This is a genomic window from Pseudomonas entomophila, assembly GCF_029478665.1.
GTDB classification, from domain to species: domain Bacteria; phylum Pseudomonadota; class Gammaproteobacteria; order Pseudomonadales; family Pseudomonadaceae; genus Aquipseudomonas; species Aquipseudomonas entomophila_F.
Window position 1 is genome coordinate 25,740 of the sequence record NZ_JARPQB010000008.1, and the last position, 19,259, is coordinate 44,998.

Annotated in this window: 20 protein-coding genes and 1 pseudogene; 16 read left to right on the forward strand and 5 right to left on the reverse strand. The window is 65.4% G+C overall.

Annotated elements, in window-relative coordinates:
• Positions 1 to 198: 198 nt before the first annotated feature.
• The 4 genes from phaC (P5705_RS05710) to P5705_RS05725 all read left to right on the forward strand — a co-directional run bounded on the left by phaC (P5705_RS05710) (position 199) and on the right by P5705_RS05725 (position 5,177).
• A complete protein-coding gene (gene phaC, locus P5705_RS05710) occupies positions 199 to 1,878 on the forward strand; it encodes a class II poly(R)-hydroxyalkanoic acid synthase (protein ID WP_277459936.1) in 1,680 nt (559 codons plus the stop codon).
• A 64-nt stretch (positions 1,879 to 1,942) separates the two neighbouring features.
• Complete coding sequence (gene phaZ / locus P5705_RS05715) at positions 1,943 to 2,794, forward strand: poly(3-hydroxyalkanoate) depolymerase (RefSeq protein ID WP_277459937.1); 852 nt, start codon at positions 1,943 to 1,945, stop codon at positions 2,792 to 2,794.
• 81 nt (positions 2,795 to 2,875) lie between these two features.
• Positions 2,876 to 4,558 carry a class II poly(R)-hydroxyalkanoic acid synthase gene (gene phaC / locus P5705_RS05720; RefSeq protein ID WP_277459938.1) on the forward strand — a complete coding sequence of 561 codons (1,683 nt, stop codon included), beginning with the start codon at positions 2,876 to 2,878 and terminating at the stop codon, positions 4,556 to 4,558.
• 4 nt (positions 4,559 to 4,562) lie between these two features.
• Positions 4,563 to 5,177, forward strand: a complete 615-nt coding sequence (locus P5705_RS05725; protein WP_011536062.1) for a TetR/AcrR family transcriptional regulator — start codon at positions 4,563 to 4,565, stop codon at positions 5,175 to 5,177.
• Between the two features lie 86 nt (positions 5,178 to 5,263).
• Here P5705_RS05725 and P5705_RS05730 read toward each other — a convergent pair whose 3' ends face one another.
• From P5705_RS05730 to P5705_RS05740, 3 genes are all read right to left on the reverse strand, one after another.
• Positions 5,264 to 5,965 (reverse strand): phasin family protein, encoded by a 702-nt coding sequence (locus P5705_RS05730; protein ID WP_277459939.1) that lies wholly within the window; start codon positions 5,963 to 5,965, stop codon positions 5,264 to 5,266.
• A gap of 10 nt (positions 5,966 to 5,975) precedes the next feature.
• Entirely contained in the window at positions 5,976 to 6,395 is a 420-nt protein-coding gene (locus P5705_RS05735; protein ID WP_277459940.1) for a phasin family protein, read from the reverse strand.
• A gap of 234 nt (positions 6,396 to 6,629) precedes the next feature.
• Entirely contained in the window at positions 6,630 to 6,905 is a 276-nt protein-coding gene (locus P5705_RS05740; RefSeq protein WP_213658631.1) for a polyhydroxyalkanoic acid system family protein, read from the reverse strand.
• A 125-nt stretch (positions 6,906 to 7,030) separates the two neighbouring features.
• Here P5705_RS05740 and ubiE point away from each other — a divergent pair, with 125 nt between their 5' ends.
• From ubiE to P5705_RS05795, 12 genes and pseudogenes are all read left to right on the forward strand, one after another.
• The gene (ubiE, locus tag P5705_RS05745) at positions 7,031 to 7,801 is read left to right on the forward strand and encodes a bifunctional demethylmenaquinone methyltransferase/2-methoxy-6-polyprenyl-1,4-benzoquinol methylase UbiE (protein WP_011536066.1); all 771 of its coding nucleotides are present in this window, start codon (positions 7,031 to 7,033) and stop codon (positions 7,799 to 7,801) included.
• Positions 7,801 to 8,424: a ubiquinone biosynthesis accessory factor UbiJ gene (locus P5705_RS05750; RefSeq protein WP_213658632.1), complete on the forward strand. Its 624-nt coding sequence runs from the start codon at positions 7,801 to 7,803 to the stop codon at positions 8,422 to 8,424. The genes ubiE and P5705_RS05750 overlap by 1 nt, the downstream gene beginning before the upstream one ends.
• Entirely contained in the window at positions 8,421 to 10,034 is a 1,614-nt protein-coding gene (gene ubiB / locus P5705_RS05755; RefSeq protein WP_277459941.1) for a ubiquinone biosynthesis regulatory protein kinase UbiB, read from the forward strand. Before P5705_RS05750 ends, ubiB begins: the two co-directional genes overlap by 4 nt.
• A gap of 72 nt (positions 10,035 to 10,106) precedes the next feature.
• A complete protein-coding gene (gene hisI, locus P5705_RS05760; RefSeq protein ID WP_050707261.1) occupies positions 10,107 to 10,499 on the forward strand; it encodes a phosphoribosyl-AMP cyclohydrolase in 393 nt (130 codons plus the stop codon).
• Between the two features lies 1 nt (position 10,500).
• On the forward strand, positions 10,501 to 10,836 hold the full coding sequence (locus tag P5705_RS05765; RefSeq protein WP_213658635.1) for a phosphoribosyl-ATP diphosphatase: 336 nt from the start codon (positions 10,501 to 10,503) through the stop codon (positions 10,834 to 10,836).
• A gap of 160 nt (positions 10,837 to 10,996) precedes the next feature.
• Positions 10,997 to 11,269 (forward strand): twin-arginine translocase TatA/TatE family subunit, encoded by a 273-nt coding sequence (locus tag P5705_RS05770; protein ID WP_277459942.1) that lies wholly within the window; start codon positions 10,997 to 10,999, stop codon positions 11,267 to 11,269.
• A gap of 3 nt (positions 11,270 to 11,272) precedes the next feature.
• Positions 11,273 to 11,641 carry a Sec-independent protein translocase protein TatB gene (gene tatB / locus P5705_RS05775; protein WP_277459943.1) on the forward strand — a complete coding sequence of 123 codons (369 nt, stop codon included), beginning with the start codon at positions 11,273 to 11,275 and terminating at the stop codon, positions 11,639 to 11,641.
• Positions 11,638 to 12,429: a twin-arginine translocase subunit TatC gene (gene tatC, locus P5705_RS05780; RefSeq protein WP_011536073.1), complete on the forward strand. Its 792-nt coding sequence runs from the start codon at positions 11,638 to 11,640 to the stop codon at positions 12,427 to 12,429. Before tatB ends, tatC begins: the two co-directional genes overlap by 4 nt.
• Positions 12,426 to 13,133: a 16S rRNA (uracil(1498)-N(3))-methyltransferase gene (locus P5705_RS05785; RefSeq protein ID WP_011536074.1), complete on the forward strand. Its 708-nt coding sequence runs from the start codon at positions 12,426 to 12,428 to the stop codon at positions 13,131 to 13,133. Before tatC ends, P5705_RS05785 begins: the two co-directional genes overlap by 4 nt.
• 210 nt (positions 13,134 to 13,343) lie before the next feature.
• Positions 13,344 to 14,294: pseudogene (locus P5705_RS26325) on the forward strand (methyl-accepting chemotaxis protein); the annotation flags it as partial.
• 141 nt (positions 14,295 to 14,435) lie between these two features.
• Positions 14,436 to 15,149: a methyl-accepting chemotaxis protein gene (locus P5705_RS26330; RefSeq protein ID WP_430624231.1), complete on the forward strand. Its 714-nt coding sequence runs from the start codon at positions 14,436 to 14,438 to the stop codon at positions 15,147 to 15,149.
• A gap of 222 nt (positions 15,150 to 15,371) precedes the next feature.
• Complete coding sequence (locus tag P5705_RS05795; RefSeq protein WP_277459945.1) at positions 15,372 to 17,315, forward strand: methyl-accepting chemotaxis protein; 1,944 nt, start codon at positions 15,372 to 15,374, stop codon at positions 17,313 to 17,315.
• Between the two features lie 66 nt (positions 17,316 to 17,381).
• Here P5705_RS05795 and P5705_RS05800 read toward each other — a convergent pair whose 3' ends face one another.
• Positions 17,382 to 18,116, reverse strand: coding sequence for an amino acid ABC transporter ATP-binding protein (locus tag P5705_RS05800; RefSeq protein ID WP_277460003.1), 735 nt, complete (start codon positions 18,114 to 18,116; stop codon positions 17,382 to 17,384).
• On the reverse strand, positions 18,109 to 19,071 hold the full coding sequence (locus tag P5705_RS05805) for an amino acid ABC transporter permease (RefSeq protein WP_277459946.1): 963 nt from the start codon (positions 19,069 to 19,071) through the stop codon (positions 18,109 to 18,111). Before P5705_RS05805 ends, P5705_RS05800 begins: the two co-directional genes overlap by 8 nt.
• Positions 19,072 to 19,259: the final 188 nt, after the last annotated feature.

The window sequence follows — 19,259 nt, forward strand, 5'->3', positions numbered from 1 at the left end:
TTCGGGCAAGCAGGGCCAGGCCGGTAGGTAGAGGTCGCGAGCGAAAGCAGGCTGTCTTCACACGCAGAAAATCCCGCCGCTCATCACCGACACGCCCCCGGTCGCAGCACCGCTGTTCCTTATCACTGGTCACCCGAGTAGCAGTACCGGGCTGTCACAGCACACCGGTACTCGTCTCAGGACAACGGAGCGTCGTAGATGAGTAACAAGAACAACGATGAGTTGCAGCGGCAGGCCTCGGAGAACACCCTGGGGCTGAACCCGGTCATCGGCATTCGCCGCAAGGATCTGTTGACCTCGGCGCGCACGGTATTGCGCCAGGCCATGCGTCAACCGCTGCACAGCGCCAAGCACGTGGCGCATTTCGGCCTTGAGCTGAAGAACGTGCTGCTGGGCAAATCGAGCCTCCAGCCCGAAAGCGACGACCGTCGCTTCAGCGACCCGGCCTGGAGCAACAACCCGCTGTACCGCCGCTACCTGCAGACTTACCTGGCCTGGCGCAAGGAGCTGCACGACTGGATCGGCGAAAGCGACCTGTCGCCCCAGGACATCAGCCGCGGCCAGTTCGTCATCAACCTGATGACCGAGGCCATGGCGCCCACCAACACCCTCTCCAACCCCGCCGCGGTCAAGCGCTTCTTCGAGACCGGCGGCAAGAGCCTGCTCGACGGCCTCTCCCACCTGGCCAAGGACCTGGTCAACAACGGCGGCATGCCCAGCCAGGTGAACATGGAAGCCTTCGAAGTGGGCAAGAACCTGGCCACCAGCGAAGGCGCGGTGGTGTACCGCAACGACGTGCTGGAACTGATCCAGTACAGCCCGATCACCGAACAGGTGCACGCCCGCCCCCTGCTGGTGGTGCCGCCGCAGATCAACAAGTTCTACGTCTTCGACCTGAGCCCGGAAAAGAGCCTGGCGCGCTTCTGCCTGCGCTCCCAGCAACAGACCTTCATCGTCAGCTGGCGCAACCCGACCAAGGCACAACGCGAGTGGGGCCTGTCGACCTACATCGATGCCCTGAAGGAAGCCGTCGACGCCGTGCTGGCGATCACCGGCAGCAAGGACCTGAACATGCTCGGCGCCTGCTCGGGCGGCATCACCTGTACCGCGCTGGTGGGCCATTACGCGGCACTCGGCGAAAAGAAGGTCAACGCCCTCACGCTGCTGGTCAGCGTGCTCGACACCACGGTCGACACCCAGGTGGCGCTGTTCGTCGACGAGCAGACACTGGAGGCGGCCAAGCGCCACTCCTATCAAGCCGGCGTGCTCGAAGGCAGCGACATGGCCAAGGTGTTCGCCTGGATGCGCCCCAACGACCTGATCTGGAACTACTGGGTCAACAACTACCTGTTGGGCAACGAGCCGCCGGTGTTCGACATCCTGTTCTGGAACAACGACACCACGCGCCTGCCGGCCGCCTTCCACGGCGACCTCATCGAGATGTTCAAGAACAACCCGCTGATCCGCTCCAACGCCCTGGAAGTGTGCGGCACCGCCATCGACCTGAAGCAGGTCGACTGTGACATCTACAGCGTCGCCGGCACCGCCGACCACATCACCCCCTGGCAATCGTGCTACCGCTCGGCGCACCTGTTCGGCGGCAAGATCGAGTTCGTGCTATCGAACAGCGGGCACATCCAGAGCATCCTCAACCCGCCAGGCAACCCCAAGGCACGCTTCATGACCGGCGAGGACCGCCCGGACGATCCGGTGGCCTGGCAGGAGAACGCGGTCAAGCACGCCGACTCCTGGTGGCTGCACTGGCAGAGCTGGCTGGGCGAGCGCGCGGGCGAACTGAAGAAAGCGCCCACGCGCCTGGGCAACCGCGCCTACGCAGCCGGCGAGGCATCGCCGGGCACCTACGTCCACGAACGCTGAGTGAAACCGCGGTGGTGCGCCCGCTGGCGCATCACCGCGCTACGTCCACCACAGAGTCACGCGTATGCCGCCACCCTACATCTTCAGGACCGTCGAGCTGGATGATCAATCCATCCGCACCGCGGTCCGTCCGGGCAAGCCGCACCTGACACCCTTGCTGATCTTCAACGGCATCGGTGCCAACCTCGAGCTGGTGTTCCCGTTCATCGAGGCCCTGGACCCGGACCTGGAGGTGATCGCCTTCGACGTGCCCGGCGTCGGCGGCTCGTCGACGCCCCGCCACCCCTACCGCTTCCCCGGGCTGGCCAAGCTGACGGCGCGCATGCTCGACTACCTGGACTACGGCCAGGTCAACGTGATCGGCGTGTCCTGGGGCGGCGCCCTGGCCCAGCAATTCGCCCACGACTATCCGGAGCGCTGCAAGAAACTGGTGCTCGCCGCCACCGCCGCCGGCGCGGTGATGGTGCCGGGCAAGCCCAAGGTGCTGTGGATGATGGCCAGCCCACGGCGCTACATCCAGCCGTCCCACGTGATCCGCATCGCCCCGACCATCTATGGCGGTGGTTTTCGCCGCGACCCCGACCTGGCCCTGCACCATGCGTCGAAGGTCCGCTCCGGCGGCAAGCTGGGCTACTACTGGCAGCTGTTCGCCGGGTTTGGCTGGACCAGCATCCACTGGCTGCACAAGATCCACCAGCCCACCCTGGTGCTGGCCGGCGACGACGACCCGTTGATCCCGCTGATCAACATGCGCCTGCTGGCCTGGCGAATTCCCAATGCGCAGCTACACATAATCGACGATGGCCATCTGTTCCTGATCACCCGGGCCGAGGCCGTCGCCCCGATCATCATGAAATTCCTCCAGCAAGAGCGCCAGCGCGCGGTCATGCACCCCCGGCCCGCCTCCGGCGGCTGACGCCGGGCCGGCGCATGGATTACGCGCCGGCCCGCCCTTGCTGTGTTCCAGCGCTTGCTGGCCTGACGATGGAGTGTTGGCATGAAAGACAAACCGGCAACAGGGACGACACCGGTCCCCGCCACCAGCATGAACCTGCAGAACGCAATCAACGGCCTGCGCGGCCGCGACCTGCTGTCGACCCTGCGCCATGTCGGCCGCCACGGCCTGCGCCACCCGTTGTACACCGCCCGCCACCTGCTGGAGCTGGGCGGCACCCTGGGCCGGGTAATACTTGGCGACACGCCGTTCCAGCCCCACGCCCGCGACAACCGTTTCAGCGACCCGACCTGGAGCGAGAACCCACTCTACCGCCGTGGGCTGCAAGCCTACCTCGCCTGGCAGAAGCAGACCCGCCGCTGGATCGAGGAAAGCACCCTGAGTGATGACGATCGTGCCCGCGCGCAGTTCCTGTTCACCCTGGTCAGCGACGCCGTGGCCCCCAGCAATTCACTGCTCAACCCGCTGGCGGTCAAGGAGCTGTTCAACACCGGCGGTCAGAGCCTGCTGCGCGGCGCCAGCTACCTGCTTGACGATCTGCGCCACAACGATGGCCTCCCGCGCCAGGTCGACGAACGTGCCTTCGAGGTCGGTGGCAACCTCGCCGCCACTGCCGGCGCGGTGGTGTTTCGCAACGAGCTGCTGGAGCTGATCCAGTACAAGCCCATGAGCGAACAGCAGTACGGCCGCCCGTTGCTGGTGGTACCGCCGCAAATCAACAAGTTCTATATCTTCGACCTGAGCCCGACCAACAGCTTCGTCCAGTACATGCTCAAGAACGGCCTGCAGGTGTTCATGGTCAGCTGGCGCAACCCCGACCCGCGCCACCGCGAATGGGGCCTGTCGAGCTACGTGCAGGCACTGGAGGAAGCGCTGAACGCCTGCCGCAGCATCAGCGGCAGCCGCGACCTCAACCTCATGGGCGCCTGCGCCGGGGGGCTGACCATGGCGGCCCTGCAGGGCCACTTGCAGGCCAAGAAACAACTGCGCAAGGTGCGTAGCGCCACCTACCTGGTCAGCATGCTCGACAGCCAGTTCGACAGCCCCGCCAGCCTGTTCGCCGACGAGCAGACCATCGAGGCGTCCAAGCGTCGCTCCTACCAGCGCGGCGTGCTCGACGGCGGCGAGGTGGCGCGGATCTTCGCCTGGATGCGCCCCAACGACCTGATCTGGAACTACTGGGTCAACAACTACCTGATGGGCAAGAAGCCACCGGCTTTCGACATTCTCTACTGGAACGCCGACAGCACCCGCCTGCCCGCCGCGTACCACGGCGAACTGCTGGACTTCTTCAAGCTCAACCCACTGACCTTCCCCGAAGGGCTCGAAGTATGCGGCACGCCCATCAACCTCAAGCAGGTCGACCTCGACAGCTTCACCGTCGCCGGCAGCAACGACCACATCACCCCCTGGGACGCGGTATACCGCTCGGCCCTGCTGCTCGGTGGCGACCGGCGCTTCCTGCTGGCCAACAGCGGGCATATCCAGAGCATCATCAACCCGCCCGGCAACCCCAAGGCGTACTACCTGGAGAACCCCAAGCTGTCCAGCGACCCACGGGCCTGGTTCCACGATGCCCAGCGTCGCGATGGCAGCTGGTGGCCGCTGTGGCAGGAATGGATCACCCAGCGCTCGGGCACGCTCAAGCCACAGCGCAGCGAGTTGGGCAACGCCACCTATCCACCGCTGGGCCCTGCGCCAGGCAACTATGTAATGGCCCGCTGAACGGATGAAGACCCGCGACCGTATCCTCGAATGCGCCCTGCAGTTGTTCAACCGCCAGGGCGAGCCGAACGTCTCGACCCTGGAGATCGCCAACGAACTGGGCATCAGCCCGGGCAACCTGTACTACCACTTCCACGGCAAGGAGCCGCTGGTGATCGGCTTGTTCGAGCGCTTCGAGGAAGAGCTGATGACCTTGCTCGACCCACCGCTGGACGTGCAGCTGGAGGCCGAGGACTACTGGCTGTTCCTGCACCTGATCGTCGAACGCATGGCCCAGTACCGGTTCCTGCTCCAGGACCTGTCCAACCTCACCGGCCGCCTGCCCAAGCTGGCGCGGGGCATGCGCAGCCTGATCAACGCCCTCAAGCGAACCCTGGCCGCGCTGCTGGCCAGCCTCAAGGCCCAGGGGCAGGTAACCAGCGAAACCCAGGCATTGGGGCAACTGGTCGAACAGATCACCTTGACCCTGATCTGCTCGCTGGACTATCAGCGGGTGATCGGCCGCGAGGGCGATGTGGGGGTGGTGGTCTACCAGGTGATGATGCTGGTGGCACCGCACCTGCAAGCGCCGGCGCGCAGGGCGGCGGAACAGTTGGCGATGAGGTACCTGGAAGGTTGAAATGATCGCGGGGCAAGCCCGCGCCCACGAGCCCTGTGCGAGCTGCGAGGGAGCGGGCCTGCCCCGCAATTGAGGGCGACGCGGTGTCAGGCCTGGGCGGCCGCGTTCACCGGTGCCGACGGGGTGGCGCTGGCCGGCGCCGCGCTGGGTGCCGGGGCGGCGGTTGCTGCTGGCGCAGCGGCCGCAGGCTTGGCCGGAGCGGCTTTCTTCACTGCGGGCTTCTTGGCCGCGGCCGGCTTGGCGGCCGGTTTCGCCGCCGGCTTGGCCGCTGCGGTTTTAGTCGCAGGCTTGGCCGCTGGCTTCGCTGCGGCGGTCTTGGCGGCCGGCTTGGCCAGCGGTTTGGCCGCAGTCTTGCTCGCGCCCGCCTTGGAGATCGGCGTGATCGAAGCGCCGGTCAGTTTCTCGATCTGCTTGGTCAGCGTGTCGACCTGCTGGTGCAGGGCCTTGATCTCATTGCGGCTGGGCACGCCCAGGCGCGAGATGGCACTGTTCAGACGCTTGTCGAAGGCTTCCTCGAGCTCGCTCCACTTGCCCAGGGCACGTTCCTTGACGTCGGACACCCGCGAAGTGGTCGCCGACTTGGCGCTGTCAGCGGCCGAATCGACGCTCTTCTTCGCCTGCTTTTCAGCTTTCTCGCCATCCTTCACCAGCGTGTCGAACAGCTTCGGACCGTCCTGGTCGATCTTCGAGTAGATACCCAGGCCAGCCAGCCAGATCTTGCGGGAGTACTTCTCGATTCCGCCGACCCAGGAGCTACCTTCTTTCTCGGTGTTCTTCTTGCCAGCCATCCTGCTCTCCTTATGGTTTGTGCGCGACGCGCTCGAGCAGCTCGTGCAGCTGTTCAAGCTTGATGGACAACGCCTCAACGTCATGTTTAGACGGAATGCCGAGGCGATTCAAGGCGCGACCGACGCGGGCATCAAAGGCTTTCTCGATTTTGTCCAGTTGGACCTCGACTTTGCCGCGCACCCGGGTCACTTCACGGGTGGCTTCGTCGAGCTGGCCATTGGCGGCGTCGAGCTCCTTGTCGATACGTTTCTTGCCGCGCTTCTCGACGCCTTCGCCGGCCTTGACCAGTTCCTTGAAGTAGTCGGTGCTTTCCTGGCCGACGCGGGCGTAGGCGCCCAGGCCCGCCAGCCAGATCTTGCGCGCGTAGCCGCGCACTTCGCCCAGGGTGCCCTGGTCGTCGTCTTTGTGCTTGAGACTCTCTTTGGCCATGCTCTTCACCTCATGCTCATGATGGGAGGGAGAAACTGCCCATGGATTGCGGGCTTGAGCATAAGGTAGGGGGAGAAATTAGAATCCTCACCCTAAGGTGGGGCGCTTTTGAGGTGTTCGACGTTAGCGTTGCAGCGCCTATGAGATCGAGCGCCGCCCGCGCGGCGCATCGCGGATGAATCCGCTCCTACGTTTGTCGCAACCTGTAGGAGCGGATTTATCCGCGATGCATTCTCAGGCCAGGGCCTTGTCCAGCGCCCGCTCGATCTCGCCCTTGATGGTGCCGCTCATCATCGACAGCATCATGCCCAGCTTCAGCTCGACGCGGATGCTGTCGTCGAAGATCTGCACGCTGCCGTTGGCGCCGCTGCGCGACACATCGACGCGGTCGCCGTTCCAGCTGGCCTTGAGGTCGTACTCACGGGCCAGCCGGTCCACCAGCGCCTGCGCCTTGGCGCGGACGGCTTCGCGGCCGAGGGAGTGTTTGCGTTCGACGCTGATCTGGGTCATGCGGGTGTTCCTGGATATGAAGACAATGGCGCCATTATGCCCCCGCCCGCCCGACGGCACACCCCGTCAAGACAAATGCGCCCGATCCCCCTAGAATGGCCGTAATTTTTTTCTGGTGAAGCGAAATGACCGACCCGCGCAAAGGCGACCACGCCGAACCCACCACACACTTCGGCTACCAGGACGTGCCCGAGAGCCAGAAGGCGAAGAAAGTCGCCGAAGTGTTCCACTCGGTGGCCGCCAAGTACGACCTGATGAACGACGTGCTTTCCGGCGGCATGCACCGCCTGTGGAAGCGCTTCACCATCGAACTGTCCGGTGTGCGCAGCGGCAACCGGGTGCTGGACATCGCCGGCGGCACCGGTGACCTGGCCGCCAAGTTCTCGCGCCTGGTCGGCCCGACCGGCCAGGTGGTACTGGCCGACATCAACGAATCGATGCTCAAGGTCGGCCGCGACCGCCTGCTCGACCGTGGCGTGGCCGGCAACATCGAGTTCGTCCAGGCCGACGCCGAGAAGCTGCCGTTCCCGGACAACCACTTCGACTGTGTGACCATCGCCTTCGGCCTGCGCAACGTCACGCACAAGGATGAAGCCATCCGCTCCATGCTGCGCGTGCTCAAGCCGGGCGGCCGCCTGCTGGTGCTGGAATTCTCCAAACCCACCAACAAGCTGATGTCCAAGGCCTACGACGCCTACTCGTTCGCCTTCATGCCACTGGCCGGCAAGTTGATCACCAACGACTCGGAAAGCTACCGTTATCTCGCCGAATCGATCCGCATGCACCCCGACCAGGAAACGCTCAAGGCCATGATGGTCGAGGCCGGCTTCGACCGCGTCACCTACCACAACATGACCAGCGGCATCGTCGCCGTGCACCGGGGAATCAAGCCCTGATGCTGCTGGCCGGCCTGCTCGCCAGCGTCGAGCACGGGCTCAACCGCGTCCTGCGCCTGGACAGCACCGCGCTGCCGCGGCTGGCCATGCTCGAAGGCAAGGTGGTCGAGATCGACTGCGTGCAGCCGGCCCTCAAGCTGTTCGTGCTGCCCGATGAACAGGGCCTGATGCTCGCCGCCCACTGGCAGGGCGAAGTCGACTGCACCTTGCGCGCCCCCGCCGGGCGCCTGGCGCAGTTGGCCCTGGCCAAGGACAAGACCGCCGTGCTGCACAGCCCGCAGGTCGCATTGCATGGCGACAGCGCGGTGATGCTCGACCTGTTCGGCATCCTGCAGGACCTCGACCTGGACTGGGAGTACGAGCTGCAGCGCTGGCTCGGCCCGGTACCGACGGCGTTGATCGCCGGCCACCTGCGCCTGCGTGCGCGCTGGACCCGGCAGGGCCTGGCCCGCTTCGGCCAGAACCTCTCCGAGTACCTGGCCGAAGAATCCCGTACCCTGGTCGGCAAACGCGAAGCCGAAGCGGCCTTCAGCGAACTCGATGCGCTGAAAGTCGACATCGAACGCCTCGAGGCGCGCCTGCGCCGCCTCGCCCACACTCTTGATACCAGCGATAACGCATGAAGCTGCTCGCCGTCCGCCGTCTGTTGCGCATCCAGCGCGTCGTGATCCGCTACCGCCTCGATGACCTGCTGTTCGAACAACCCCTGCTGCCCTGGTGGCTGGCCAGCCTGCGCCTGCTGATGCCCTGGCGCTGGCTGCCACGCAAGCCACTGCAACTGAGCCGTGGCGCGCGCCTGCGCCTGGCGCTGCAGGACCTCGGGCCGATCTTCATCAAGTTCGGCCAGTTGCTCTCTACCCGCCGCGACCTGCTGCCCACCGACATCGCCGACGAGCTGATGCTGCTGCAGGACCGGGTTCCACCATTCGACCCGCAGCACGCCGTGGCGCTGATCGAAGAGCAGCTCGGCTCAACGGTGGGCGAAGTGTTCAGCCGCTTCGATGTCGAGCCGCTGGCCTCCGCCTCGGTGGCCCAGGTGCATGCCGCCCGCCTCAAGAGTGGCGAGGAGGTGGTGGTCAAGGTGGTGCGCCCGGGCCTCAAGCCCGTCATCGCCCAGGACCTGGCCTGGCTGTTCCTGATCGCCAAGGCCGCCGAACGGGCCTCGGCCGATGCCCGCCGCCTGCACCCGGTGGAGATCGTCGGCGACTACGAAAAGACCATCTACGACGAACTCGACCTGTTGCGCGAGGCGGCCAACGCCAGCCAGCTGCGGCGCAACTTCGAGGGCTCCGAGCTGATGTACGTGCCCCAGGTCTACTGGGACCTGTGCCGCCCGAAGGTGCTGGTGATGGAGCGCATCTATGGCGTGCCGGTCACCGACATGGCCACCCTGGCCGACCAGCGCACCGACATGAAGATGCTCGCCGAGCGTGGCGTCGAAGTGTTCTTCACCCAGGTGTTCCGCGACAGCTTCTTCCACGCCGACATGCACCCGGGCAACATCTTCGTCAGCACCGTCAAGCCCTGGAGCCCGCAGTACATTGCCATCGACTGCGGCATCGTCGGCAGCCTCACTTCCGAGGACCAGGACTATCTCGCGCGCAACCTGATCGCCTTCTTCAAGCGCGACTACCGCCGCGTGGCGCAGTTGCACATCGATTCGGGCTGGGTGCCGGCGCAAACCAAGGTCAACGAGTTCGAAGCGGCGATCCGCACCGTGTGCGAGCCGATCTTCGAGAAACCGCTCAAGGACATCTCTTTCGGCCAGGTGCTGATGCGCCTGTTCCAGACTGCCCGGCGCTTCAACATGGAAGTCCAGCCGCAGCTGGTGCTGCTGCAGAAGACCCTGCTCAACATCGAGGGCCTGGGCCGCCAGCTGTACCCGGACCTGGACCTGTGGAGCACCGCCAAGCCGTTCCTCGAGCGCTGGATGCGCGAACGCATGAGCCCCAAGGCGGTGATCGGCAACCTGTACAACCAGGCCGAGCAACTGCCGCACCTGGCCGACATGACCCGCGACCTGCTCGAACGCCTGTCACAGCCGCACCTCAATGATGCGCAATTGCCCGAACGGCGCCGCCAGGGCGACAACTGGGCGCTGCGCCTGCTCGGTGCCGGCCTGCTCGGCGGCGGCGCGACGCTGGCGGCCGGCGCCGTCAGCCTCAGCGCCCCGGCCGCCTGGCCGGCCTGGCTGATGCTGGCCGCGGGCCTGTACCTGATCGTGCGCCGATAGCCAGCCGCGCGGCTGGCTGGCACACTAGCGCAAGAGGCCCGGTACAGGAGCGGGCCCGGTTTGGAGTCGACGATGAAAGACTGGCTGGACGAGATCAAGTGGAACAGCGATGGCCTGGTGCCGGCGATCGCCCAGGACCACAAGACCGGGCGCGTGCTGATGATGGCCTGGATGAACCGTGAATCCCTCGCCCTGACCGCCGCCGAGCATCGTGCCATCTACTGGTCACGCTCGCGTGGCAAGCTGTGGCGCAAGGGCGAAGAGTCGGGCCATGTGCAGAAGCTGCACGAGATGCGCCTGGACTGCGACGCCGACGTGATCATCCTGATGGTCGAGCAACTGGGGCATATCGCCTGCCATACCGGCCGCGAAAGCTGCTTCTACCGCGTCTTCGAGGACGGCCAGTGGAAAACCGTCGACCCGGTCCTGAAGGATCCGGACGCCATCTACAGCGCAGGACACTGACATGAGCGACACACTGAACCGCCTCGCCGAGGTGCTGGAAGAACGCAAGCAGGCGGCGCCGGACAGCAGCTATGTGGCCAGCCTGTATCACAAGGGCCTGAACAAGATCCTCGAGAAGCTCGGCGAAGAGTCCATCGAGACCATCATTGCCGCCAAGGATGCCGCCGTCAGCAAGGATTACAGCGATGTCATCTATGAGACCGCAGACCTGTGGTTTCATAGCCTGGTCATGCTCAGCGCGCTGGGCCAGCATCCGCAGGCGGTGCTGGACGAGCTGGAGCGCCGGTTCGGGCTTTCCGGGCATGACGAGAAGGCCGCGCGTCAGCCTTCTGCCTGAATGATTGCGGGGGGCGCGTTGCGCCCCTTTCGCGGCGCAAGGCCGCTCCTACAGGGGCCGCGTCGCCTGAAATCCCTGTAGGAGCGGCCTTGTGCCGCGATGGGCTGCCAAGCAGCCCCCAGGGCCCGATAGACCGACACATATTTTTCAGGAGTACGAAATGGGCATTTTTGACTGGAAACACTGGATCGTCCTGCTGGTCGTCGTGGTACTGGTGTTCGGCACCAAGAAACTGAAGAACTTCGGCAGCGACCTGGGCGAGTCGATCAAGGGCTTCCGCAAGGCCATGAACGAAGAAGAGAACAAGCCCGCCGAGCAGACCCCGCCGCCGGCCCAACCGGTCCCGCCGGTGCAGAACACCGCGCAGCAGGCCCAGGGCCACACCATCGAGGGCCAGGCCCAGCCGGTCCAAGAGCCGCAGCGGAAAGACTGACCCATGTTCGGCATCAGTTTCAGCGAGCTGCTGCTCGTCGGCCTGGTCGCCCTGCTGGTGCTCGGCCCCGAGCGCCTGCCGGGCGCGGCGCGCACCGCGGGGTTGTGGATCGGCCGCCTGAAGCGCAGCTTCAACGCCATCAAGATGGAAGTGGAGCGCGAGATCGGCGCCGACGACATCCGCCGCCAACTGCACAACGAGCACATCCTGCAGATGGAGCAGGAGGCCAAGCGCATCCTCAACCCTCTGGTGCCGCCCGCGCAGCCGCCGACCACCCCTGAAACGCCCGTCACGCCTGCCACCACGGCCGCCCCCGCGCAGCCCGCCGCAGTGCCACCCTCCGAGCCGTCACAACCGCCACGAGCCCCATGAGCGAAAATCCGGAACATGACCAGCCGATGCCGCTGGTCTCGCACCTGACCGAACTGCGCACCCGCCTGCTGCGCTGCGTCGCCGCCATCTTCCTGATCTTCGCCGGGCTGTTCTCCTTCGCCCAGCAGATCTACACCCTGGTCTCGGCGCCACTGCGCGCCCACTTGCCGGCCAACGCGACGATGATCGCCACCGACGTGGCCTCGCCGTTCCTGACGCCCTTCAAGTTGACCATGATCGTCTCGATGTTCCTGGCGATCCCGTTCATCCTGCAGCAGATCTGGGGCTTCATCGCGCCCGGGCTGTACCGCCATGAAAAGCGCATCGCCATCCCGCTGCTGGTGTCGAGCATCCTGCTGTTCTACGCCGGCATGGCCTTCGCCTACTTCCTGGTGTTCCCGCTGATGTTCAGCTTCTTCGCCGCCGCCACGCCGGAAGGCGTGTCGATGATGACGGACATCGCCAGCTACCTCGACTTCGTCATGACCCTGTTCTTCGCCTTCGGCGTCGCCTTCGAGATCCCGGTGGCGGTGGTGCTGCTGGTGTGGATTGGCGTGGTCGACGTGCAGTACCTGAAGAAGATCCGCCCGTATGTGATCATCGGCTGCTTCGTGGTCGGCATGATCCTCACGCCACCGGACATCTTCTCCCAGACCCTGCTCGCCGTACCCATGTGGATGCTGTTCGAGGTCGGCGTGCTGTGCGGCGGCCTGATCCGCAAGCGCAGCCATGAACGCGATGAAGCACCCAACGACCACAACGACCAGCCGCCTGCGACCCAACCGTGAACCTGTTGCTCCTCGAAGAGGCCGACTTCGTGTCGGCCGACCGCGTCATCCTGGCTGACCGCCGCTTCACCCACATGCAGGAGATCCACCGCGTCGCGGTGGGCGACAGCCTGCGCGTCGGCCGCATCGGCGGTCTGATGGGCAAGGCCGAGGTAATCCGCCTCGAAGGCCATGAGGCTGAACTGCGGGTGGCCTTCGACCAGGCGCCGCCGGCCAAGCTGCCACTGACCCTGGTACTGGCCGTACCCCGGCCGAAGATGCTGCGCCGGCTGTTCCAGACGGTCGCCACCCTGGGCGTACCACGGCTGATCCTGGTCAACAGCTACAAGGTCGAGAAGAGCTTCTGGCAGACGCCGTTCCTGCAACCCGAGGCCATCCGCGAGAACCTCATCCTCGGCCTGGAACAGGCCCGTGACACGGTGCTGCCGGAAGTGATCATCGAGAAACGCTTCAAGCCCTTCGTCGAGGACCGCCTGCCCGCCATCGCCGAAGGCACCCTGGGCCTGGTCGGTCACCCCGGCCCCTACCCGGCCTGCCCGCGCGCCGTGGAAGGCCCGGTCACCCTGGCAATCGGACCGGAAGGTGGATGGATCCCCTACGAAGTGGAGTTGCTGGGCAAGGCTGGCCTGGCCCCGGTACAGCTGGGCGATCGCATCCTGCGTGTGGAAACGGCGGTCACCGCCCTGCTTTCGCGAATTTTCTGACGCCACGGTCAAGTTTTAACCATCAAGTTTCCCCGCTCCCCGCCGATGGCCTGTGCAAGAGAACAATAATCCGCACTGCCACGCGCCGGGGAGTCGTCTATGTACCGTTGGTTTGCCCAGTCACTGGGGAATGTAAGCGTCAATCGCAAGTTGGGGGTCGGCTTCGGCCTGGTGCTGCTGCTCACCCTGGGCATCACCTTCACCGGGTGGATGGGCATCGACAGCGTGACCAGCCGTGGCGACAAGCTCGGCAACATCTCGGTGATCCTGCAGTACACCCAGGACCTGCGCCTCGCCCGCCAGGACTACGAACGCAACCGCGATGACGCGGCCGTCGGCGCGCTGGAGAAGGCCCTGGCCAACCTCGAGCGCCAGGTGCAGTTCATGCTCGGGCAGATCGAGTTGCCCGGCGACCGCCAGCGCCTGGACCAGCAACAGGACGCCATCCGCCAGTACCAGCAAGCCTTCGCCGAGCTCAAGCAGGCCGGCCAGCGCCGCGAAGCCAGCCGCGGCATGCTCGGCGACAGCGCCGACAAGGCCGCCGAGCTGATCGGCAAGGTCCAGCAGCGCTTGCTACAGGGCGGCGATATCGGCCAGTACGAGCAGGTGGTGCAGGTCAGCGCCCTGCTGCAGCAAGCCCGCTTCCAGGTGCGTGGCTACACCTACAGCGGCAAGGCCGAATTCCAGCAGACCGCGCTAAACGCCATCGACCAGGCCCTGGCCGTGCTCAAGGCGCTGCCGGCCAAGCTTCCCGCCGAATTCGCCGCCAGCCTCGACGACGCCGCCACCGCCCTGGCCGCCTACCGTGACGCGGTAAACCAGTTCGGCAGCGCCCAGGCCGCCAGCGAACAGGCGATGCAGCGCATGTCCGCACAGGGCCAGGTACTGCTGAGCACCAGCCAGGACATGACCGTCTCCCAGACCCAGGTCCGCGACCAGGGCACCCAGCAGGCCAAGTCCATGCTCGCCGGTGCCACTGTCCTGGCCTTGCTGCTGGGCGTTGTCGCCGCCTTCGCCATCACCCGGCAGATCATCGTACCGCTGCGCCAGACCCTGGCCACCGCCGAGCGCGTGGCCAGCGGCGACCTGCGCCAGGACACCCTGGTCGCCCGCCGCGACGAGCTGGGCCAGTTGCAGGCCAGCATGCAGCGCATGACCCAGGGCCTGCGCGAACTGATCGGTGGTATCGGCGACGGCGTCACCCAGATCGCCAGCGCCGCCGAAGAGCTGTCGGCGGTGACCGAGCAGACCAGTAGCGGGGTCAACAACCAGAAGGTCGAGACCGACCAGGTGGCCACCGCCATGAACGAGATGGCCGCCACCGTGCAGGAAGTGGCGCGCAATGCCGAACAGGCCTCGGAAGCGGCACTGATGGCCGACCAGCAAGCCCGCGAGGGTGACAAGGTGGTCGGCGAGGCCATCGCCCAGATCGAGCGCCTGGCCAGCGAGGTGCAGAACTCCAGCGAGGCGATGAACCAGCTCAAGAGCGAGAGCGACAAGATCGGCAGCGTGCTCGACGTGATCAAATCGGTGGCCCAGCAGACCAACCTGCTGGCGCTCAACGCGGCCATCGAAGCCGCCCGCGCCGGCGAGGCCGGGCGTGGCTTTGCCGTGGTCGCCGACGAGGTGCGCAGCCTGGCCCAGCGTACCCAGCAGTCCACCGAAGAGATCGAGGAACTGATCGCCGGCCTGCAGAGTGGCACCCAGCGTGTGGCCAGCGTGATGGACAGCAGCCGCGAGCTGACCGACAGCAGTGTCGAGCTGACCCGTCGCGCCGGCAGTTCGCTGGACACCATCACCCGCACCGTGTCGTCGATCCAGTCGATGAACCAGCAGATTGCTACCGCCGCCGAACAGCAGAGCGCGGTCGCTGAAGAGATCAACCGCAGCGTGATGAACGTGCGCGACATCTCCGACCAGACTTCGGCCGCCAGCGAAGAGACCGCCAGTTCCAGCGTCGAGCTGGCGCGGCTGGGCACTCACCTGCAAGGGCTGGTGGGGCGGTTCAGGCTGTAATGGCCAGCCCCCTGTAGGAGCGGCTTGAGCCGCGATCACCCACAAAGTGGGTGCCACACACCGTGGTGCCTGCATCGCGGCTAAAGCCGCTCCTACAGAACCCAGCGCGCTCTTCACGATTTTTCTTATTTACCGCTAGGAGTTTTCCTACCCAAATCTCAGGTCCAGTCCTACGCAGTCCCGGCCGATGAGTCCCCTGAACCCATTCGCCGGAGACTCACCATGCTCGGACCTTTCAACCGCCTGCTTGGCCACCTCAGCGTGCGCCTCAAGCTGACCATGGGCTTTGCCGTGGTCCTGCTGCTCACCTCATTGACCACCCTGACCGGCTGGCTCGCCCTCGACGATGCCATCGACCGTTCGGAAAAGCTCACCCAGATCGCCCAGCTCAACGACTACAGCAAGGACCTGCGCGCTGAGCGCATCACCTTCCGAGTGCTCGGCGACGACGAGAGCCGCGCCCAGCTCGCCCAGACACTCAGCCAGGTCGAAAGCCTGCTGGCCAACATGCGCCCGCGTTACAGCGCCCCGGAAGATGTGCGCCTGTTGACTGAAAAGGGCGAAATCGTCGGCCGCTACCGGAGCGACTTCGACAAGCTCCAGCACGCCTTGCAGGCCCGACAACAGCGGCGCGATGCGTTGCAAAGACAAACCGGTGAACTGGAACACGCTATCAGCGACCTGCAAGGCCAGCTCATGAAGCGCCTGAACCAGACCACCGCCCAGGGGGAAGCCCTCAACTTCATCGAAGCCCTTGAGCGGCAGGTGGAAATCGCCAGCCAGCAGGCCTCTGTTCCGGCCTATTACAGCAAACCGCTGCAAGCCTTCGAGCAGGTCGGACAGAACGCTGCAACCAGAGCCGAGACCACCCTCGAGCAACTGCGCCAGTGGTTGCCGCGCGTCGATCTCGACAGCGCCCTGTCCGCCCCTGTAGCCAGCAACCTGGCCCGCTTTCGTGAACAGCTCAGCCAGTATGCCAAAGCAGCGATCATCGTCGAACAGGTGCAGAATGACATGGAGCAGCTGGGCAACCAGATCACCACCAGCAGCCAGGCCCTGAGCAATCACCAGATCGAGCAGCGCGACGAGCAGGCCCTGGCCTCTCGCAGCCTGATGACCAGTGTCGCCCTGCTGGCCCTGCTGATCGGCGCCCTGGCCGCCTGGGTGATCAGCCAGCAGATCACCGTGCCGCTGAAACAGGCCCTGCGTCAGGCCGAACGTATCGCCCAAGGCGACCTGAGCCAGGTCGACGAGGTAATACGCAATGACGAACTGGGGCAACTGCAAGGCAGCATGCGCGCGATGACCTTGAGCCTGCGCGAGCTGCTGGGGGGTATCGACCATGGTGTGACCCAGCTGTCCAAGGCTGTCGATGAGCTGGCGACCGTCAGCGAGCAGACCCAGCTCAGGGTCGGCCAGCAGAAAGAGGAAACCGACCAGGTGGCCACGGCGATGAACCAGATGAGCGCCACGGTCCAGGAAGTGGCGCAGAACGCTGAGCAGGCCTCGCGGGCGGCGACTGCGGCCGATGAGCAGGCGCAACGGGGTGACCAGGTGGTGGCCCAGGCGGTCGGGCGTATCGAGCAACTGGCCGGGCAGATGGAACACTGCCAGGCCGCCATGGGTCACCTGGCCGGGGAAAGCCAACGCATCGGTTCGATCCTCGATGTGATCAAGTCGGTGTCCGCGCAGACCAACCTGCTGGCGCTCAATGCCGCCATCGAGGCAGCGCGGGCCGGCGAGGCCGGACGCGGCTTCGCCGTGGTCGCCGACGAGGTACGCGGCCTGGCCCAGCGCACCCAGCAGTCCACCGAGGAGATCGAACAATTGATCGACAACCTGCACAGCGGCACCGACCAGGTAATGGGGCTACTGGACGACAGCAGGCAGCTCACCGAGCAGAGCGTCGAACTCAGCCGCCAGGCGGGTGATGCCCTGGGGCAGATCACCGAAACCGTGTCGACCATCCAGGGCATGAACCAGCAGATTGCCACCGCCAGCGAACAGCAAAGCGTGGTAGCCGAGCAGATCAATCGCAGCGTGATGAATGTGCGGGATGCGTCCGATCAGACCCATGAAGCCAGTGAGCAGACAGCGGCTTCAAGTGGTGAGCTGGAACAGCTGGGACGGGCGTTGCGAGGGATGGTGGGGCGGTTCAGCCTTTAAGGCCGGTTCGCCGGCAAGCCGGCCCCTACAAATACCTGTAGGAGCCGGCTTGCCGGCGAACAGGTACTACAGCACCTGGCGCAGGAACGCCTGCGCCCGCGGATCCTTCGGCGCCGCGAAGAACGCCTGCGGCGCCGAGTCTTCCAGCAGCTTGCCATGGTCGAAGAACAGCACCCGGTCCGCCACTTCCCGGGCAAAGCCCATTTCATGGGTGACGCAGACCATGGTCATGCCTTCCTGGGCCAGGGTCTTCATCACGTCCAGCACCTCGCCGACCATTTCCGGGTCGAGCGCCGAGGTCGGCTCGTCGAACAGCATCACCTTCGGGTCCATCGCCAGGGCCCGGGCGATGGCCACCCGCTGTTGCTGGCCGCCCGAAAGCCGCGACGGGTACTCGTTGGCCTTCTGGGCGATGCCGACTTTCTCCAGCAGCGCCCGGGCCTTGGCCTCGCGCTCGGCCTTGCCGCGCTTGCGCACCACCTTCTGCGCCAGGCACAGGTTCTCCAGCACGGTCATGTGCGGGAACAGGTTGAAGTGCTGGAAGACCATGCCGACTTCACGGCGATAAGCGTTGATATCGGTCTTCGGGTCGTCCAGTTGCAGGCCATTGATGGACACATGCCCATCGTCGAAGTGCTCCAGGCCGTTCAGGCAGCGCAGGAAGGTCGACTTGCCCGAGCCCGAGGGCCCGAGCACCACCACCACTTCGCCCTTGGCGACGCCGGTGGTGACGTTGTCCACCGCGCGCACCACCTGGCCGCGGGTGTCGAAGACTTTCAGCAGGTCACGGACTTCAATCACTTTGCGCAAGCCTCCGCTCGAGCCGGCTGGCGATGTGCGACAGCGGCAGGTTGATCAGCAGGTACAGGCCTGCCACGCAGAACCAGATCTCGAAGGTCGAGAACGACGTGGTGATGGCCTCGCGGCCGCTCTTGGTCAACTCGGTGATGGCGATCACCGACACCAGCGACGTGTCCTTCACCAGGCTGATGAACTGCCCGGCCAGCGGTGGCAGCACGCGCTTGAAGGCCTGGGGCAGGATCACGTGGCGCATCGACTGGCTGCCGTTCAGGCCCAGCGAGCGCGCCGCCTCGTTCTGGCCCTTGGCGATCGACTGCACGCCGGCACGGACGATCTCGGCCACGTAGGCGCCGGTGAACAGCGCCAGCGCCGCGACCCCGGCGAACTCGCGGGACAGGTTGAGCACGGTGCCGATGAAGAAGTAGAAGATGAAGATCTGCACCAGCAGCGGCGTGCCGCGTACCAGTTCGACGTAGACCGTGGACAGGTCGCGCAGGGTCGGGTTGTTCGACAGCCGGCACAGGCCGGCGAACAGGCCGATCACCAGGCCCAGGGCGCCGGAGATCACCGAGATCCACAGCGTGGTCCACAGGCCCCAGGCCAAGGGGCCAGCCGCCCAATGGCGAGTCACGCCGATGGCGTCGCCTTCGGCGACATCATCGCCACGGGCCAGCAGCAGGCTGTCGCTGGCCACTTCGATGACCTGGGTGTCACCGCTTTCGTCTTTCAGGGTGACCCGGGCGTTGTCGCCGGACACCACGATTTCCTCGATCGTGCCTGGGTTGGCGGCACGCTGGGTTTCCTCGGCCTTGTAGGCGAAGTATTGCGGAACGCGGTTCCAGCGCCACTCGTAGGAAATCATCGAGGTGGCCAGGTACAGGCTGAACGCCAGGCCCACCAGGACCAGCGCGGTCAACCCATGCCAGGGCCACTGGGCTTTCTTGTGTTTGATCACTTGGGGTACTTCCGCAAAAAAAGAAACGCGCCGGGTGGAGCGTTGGCGGTGGCCTGCGAAGTGTGCGCTGTGCTTGCTGGCCTCTTCGCGGGTAAACCCGCTCCTACAGGGTTTGGCGACACCTGTGGGAGCGGGTTTACCCGTGATGAGGCCAGCGAAAGCATCCGCTGTCCTCGACCTGCCACCCT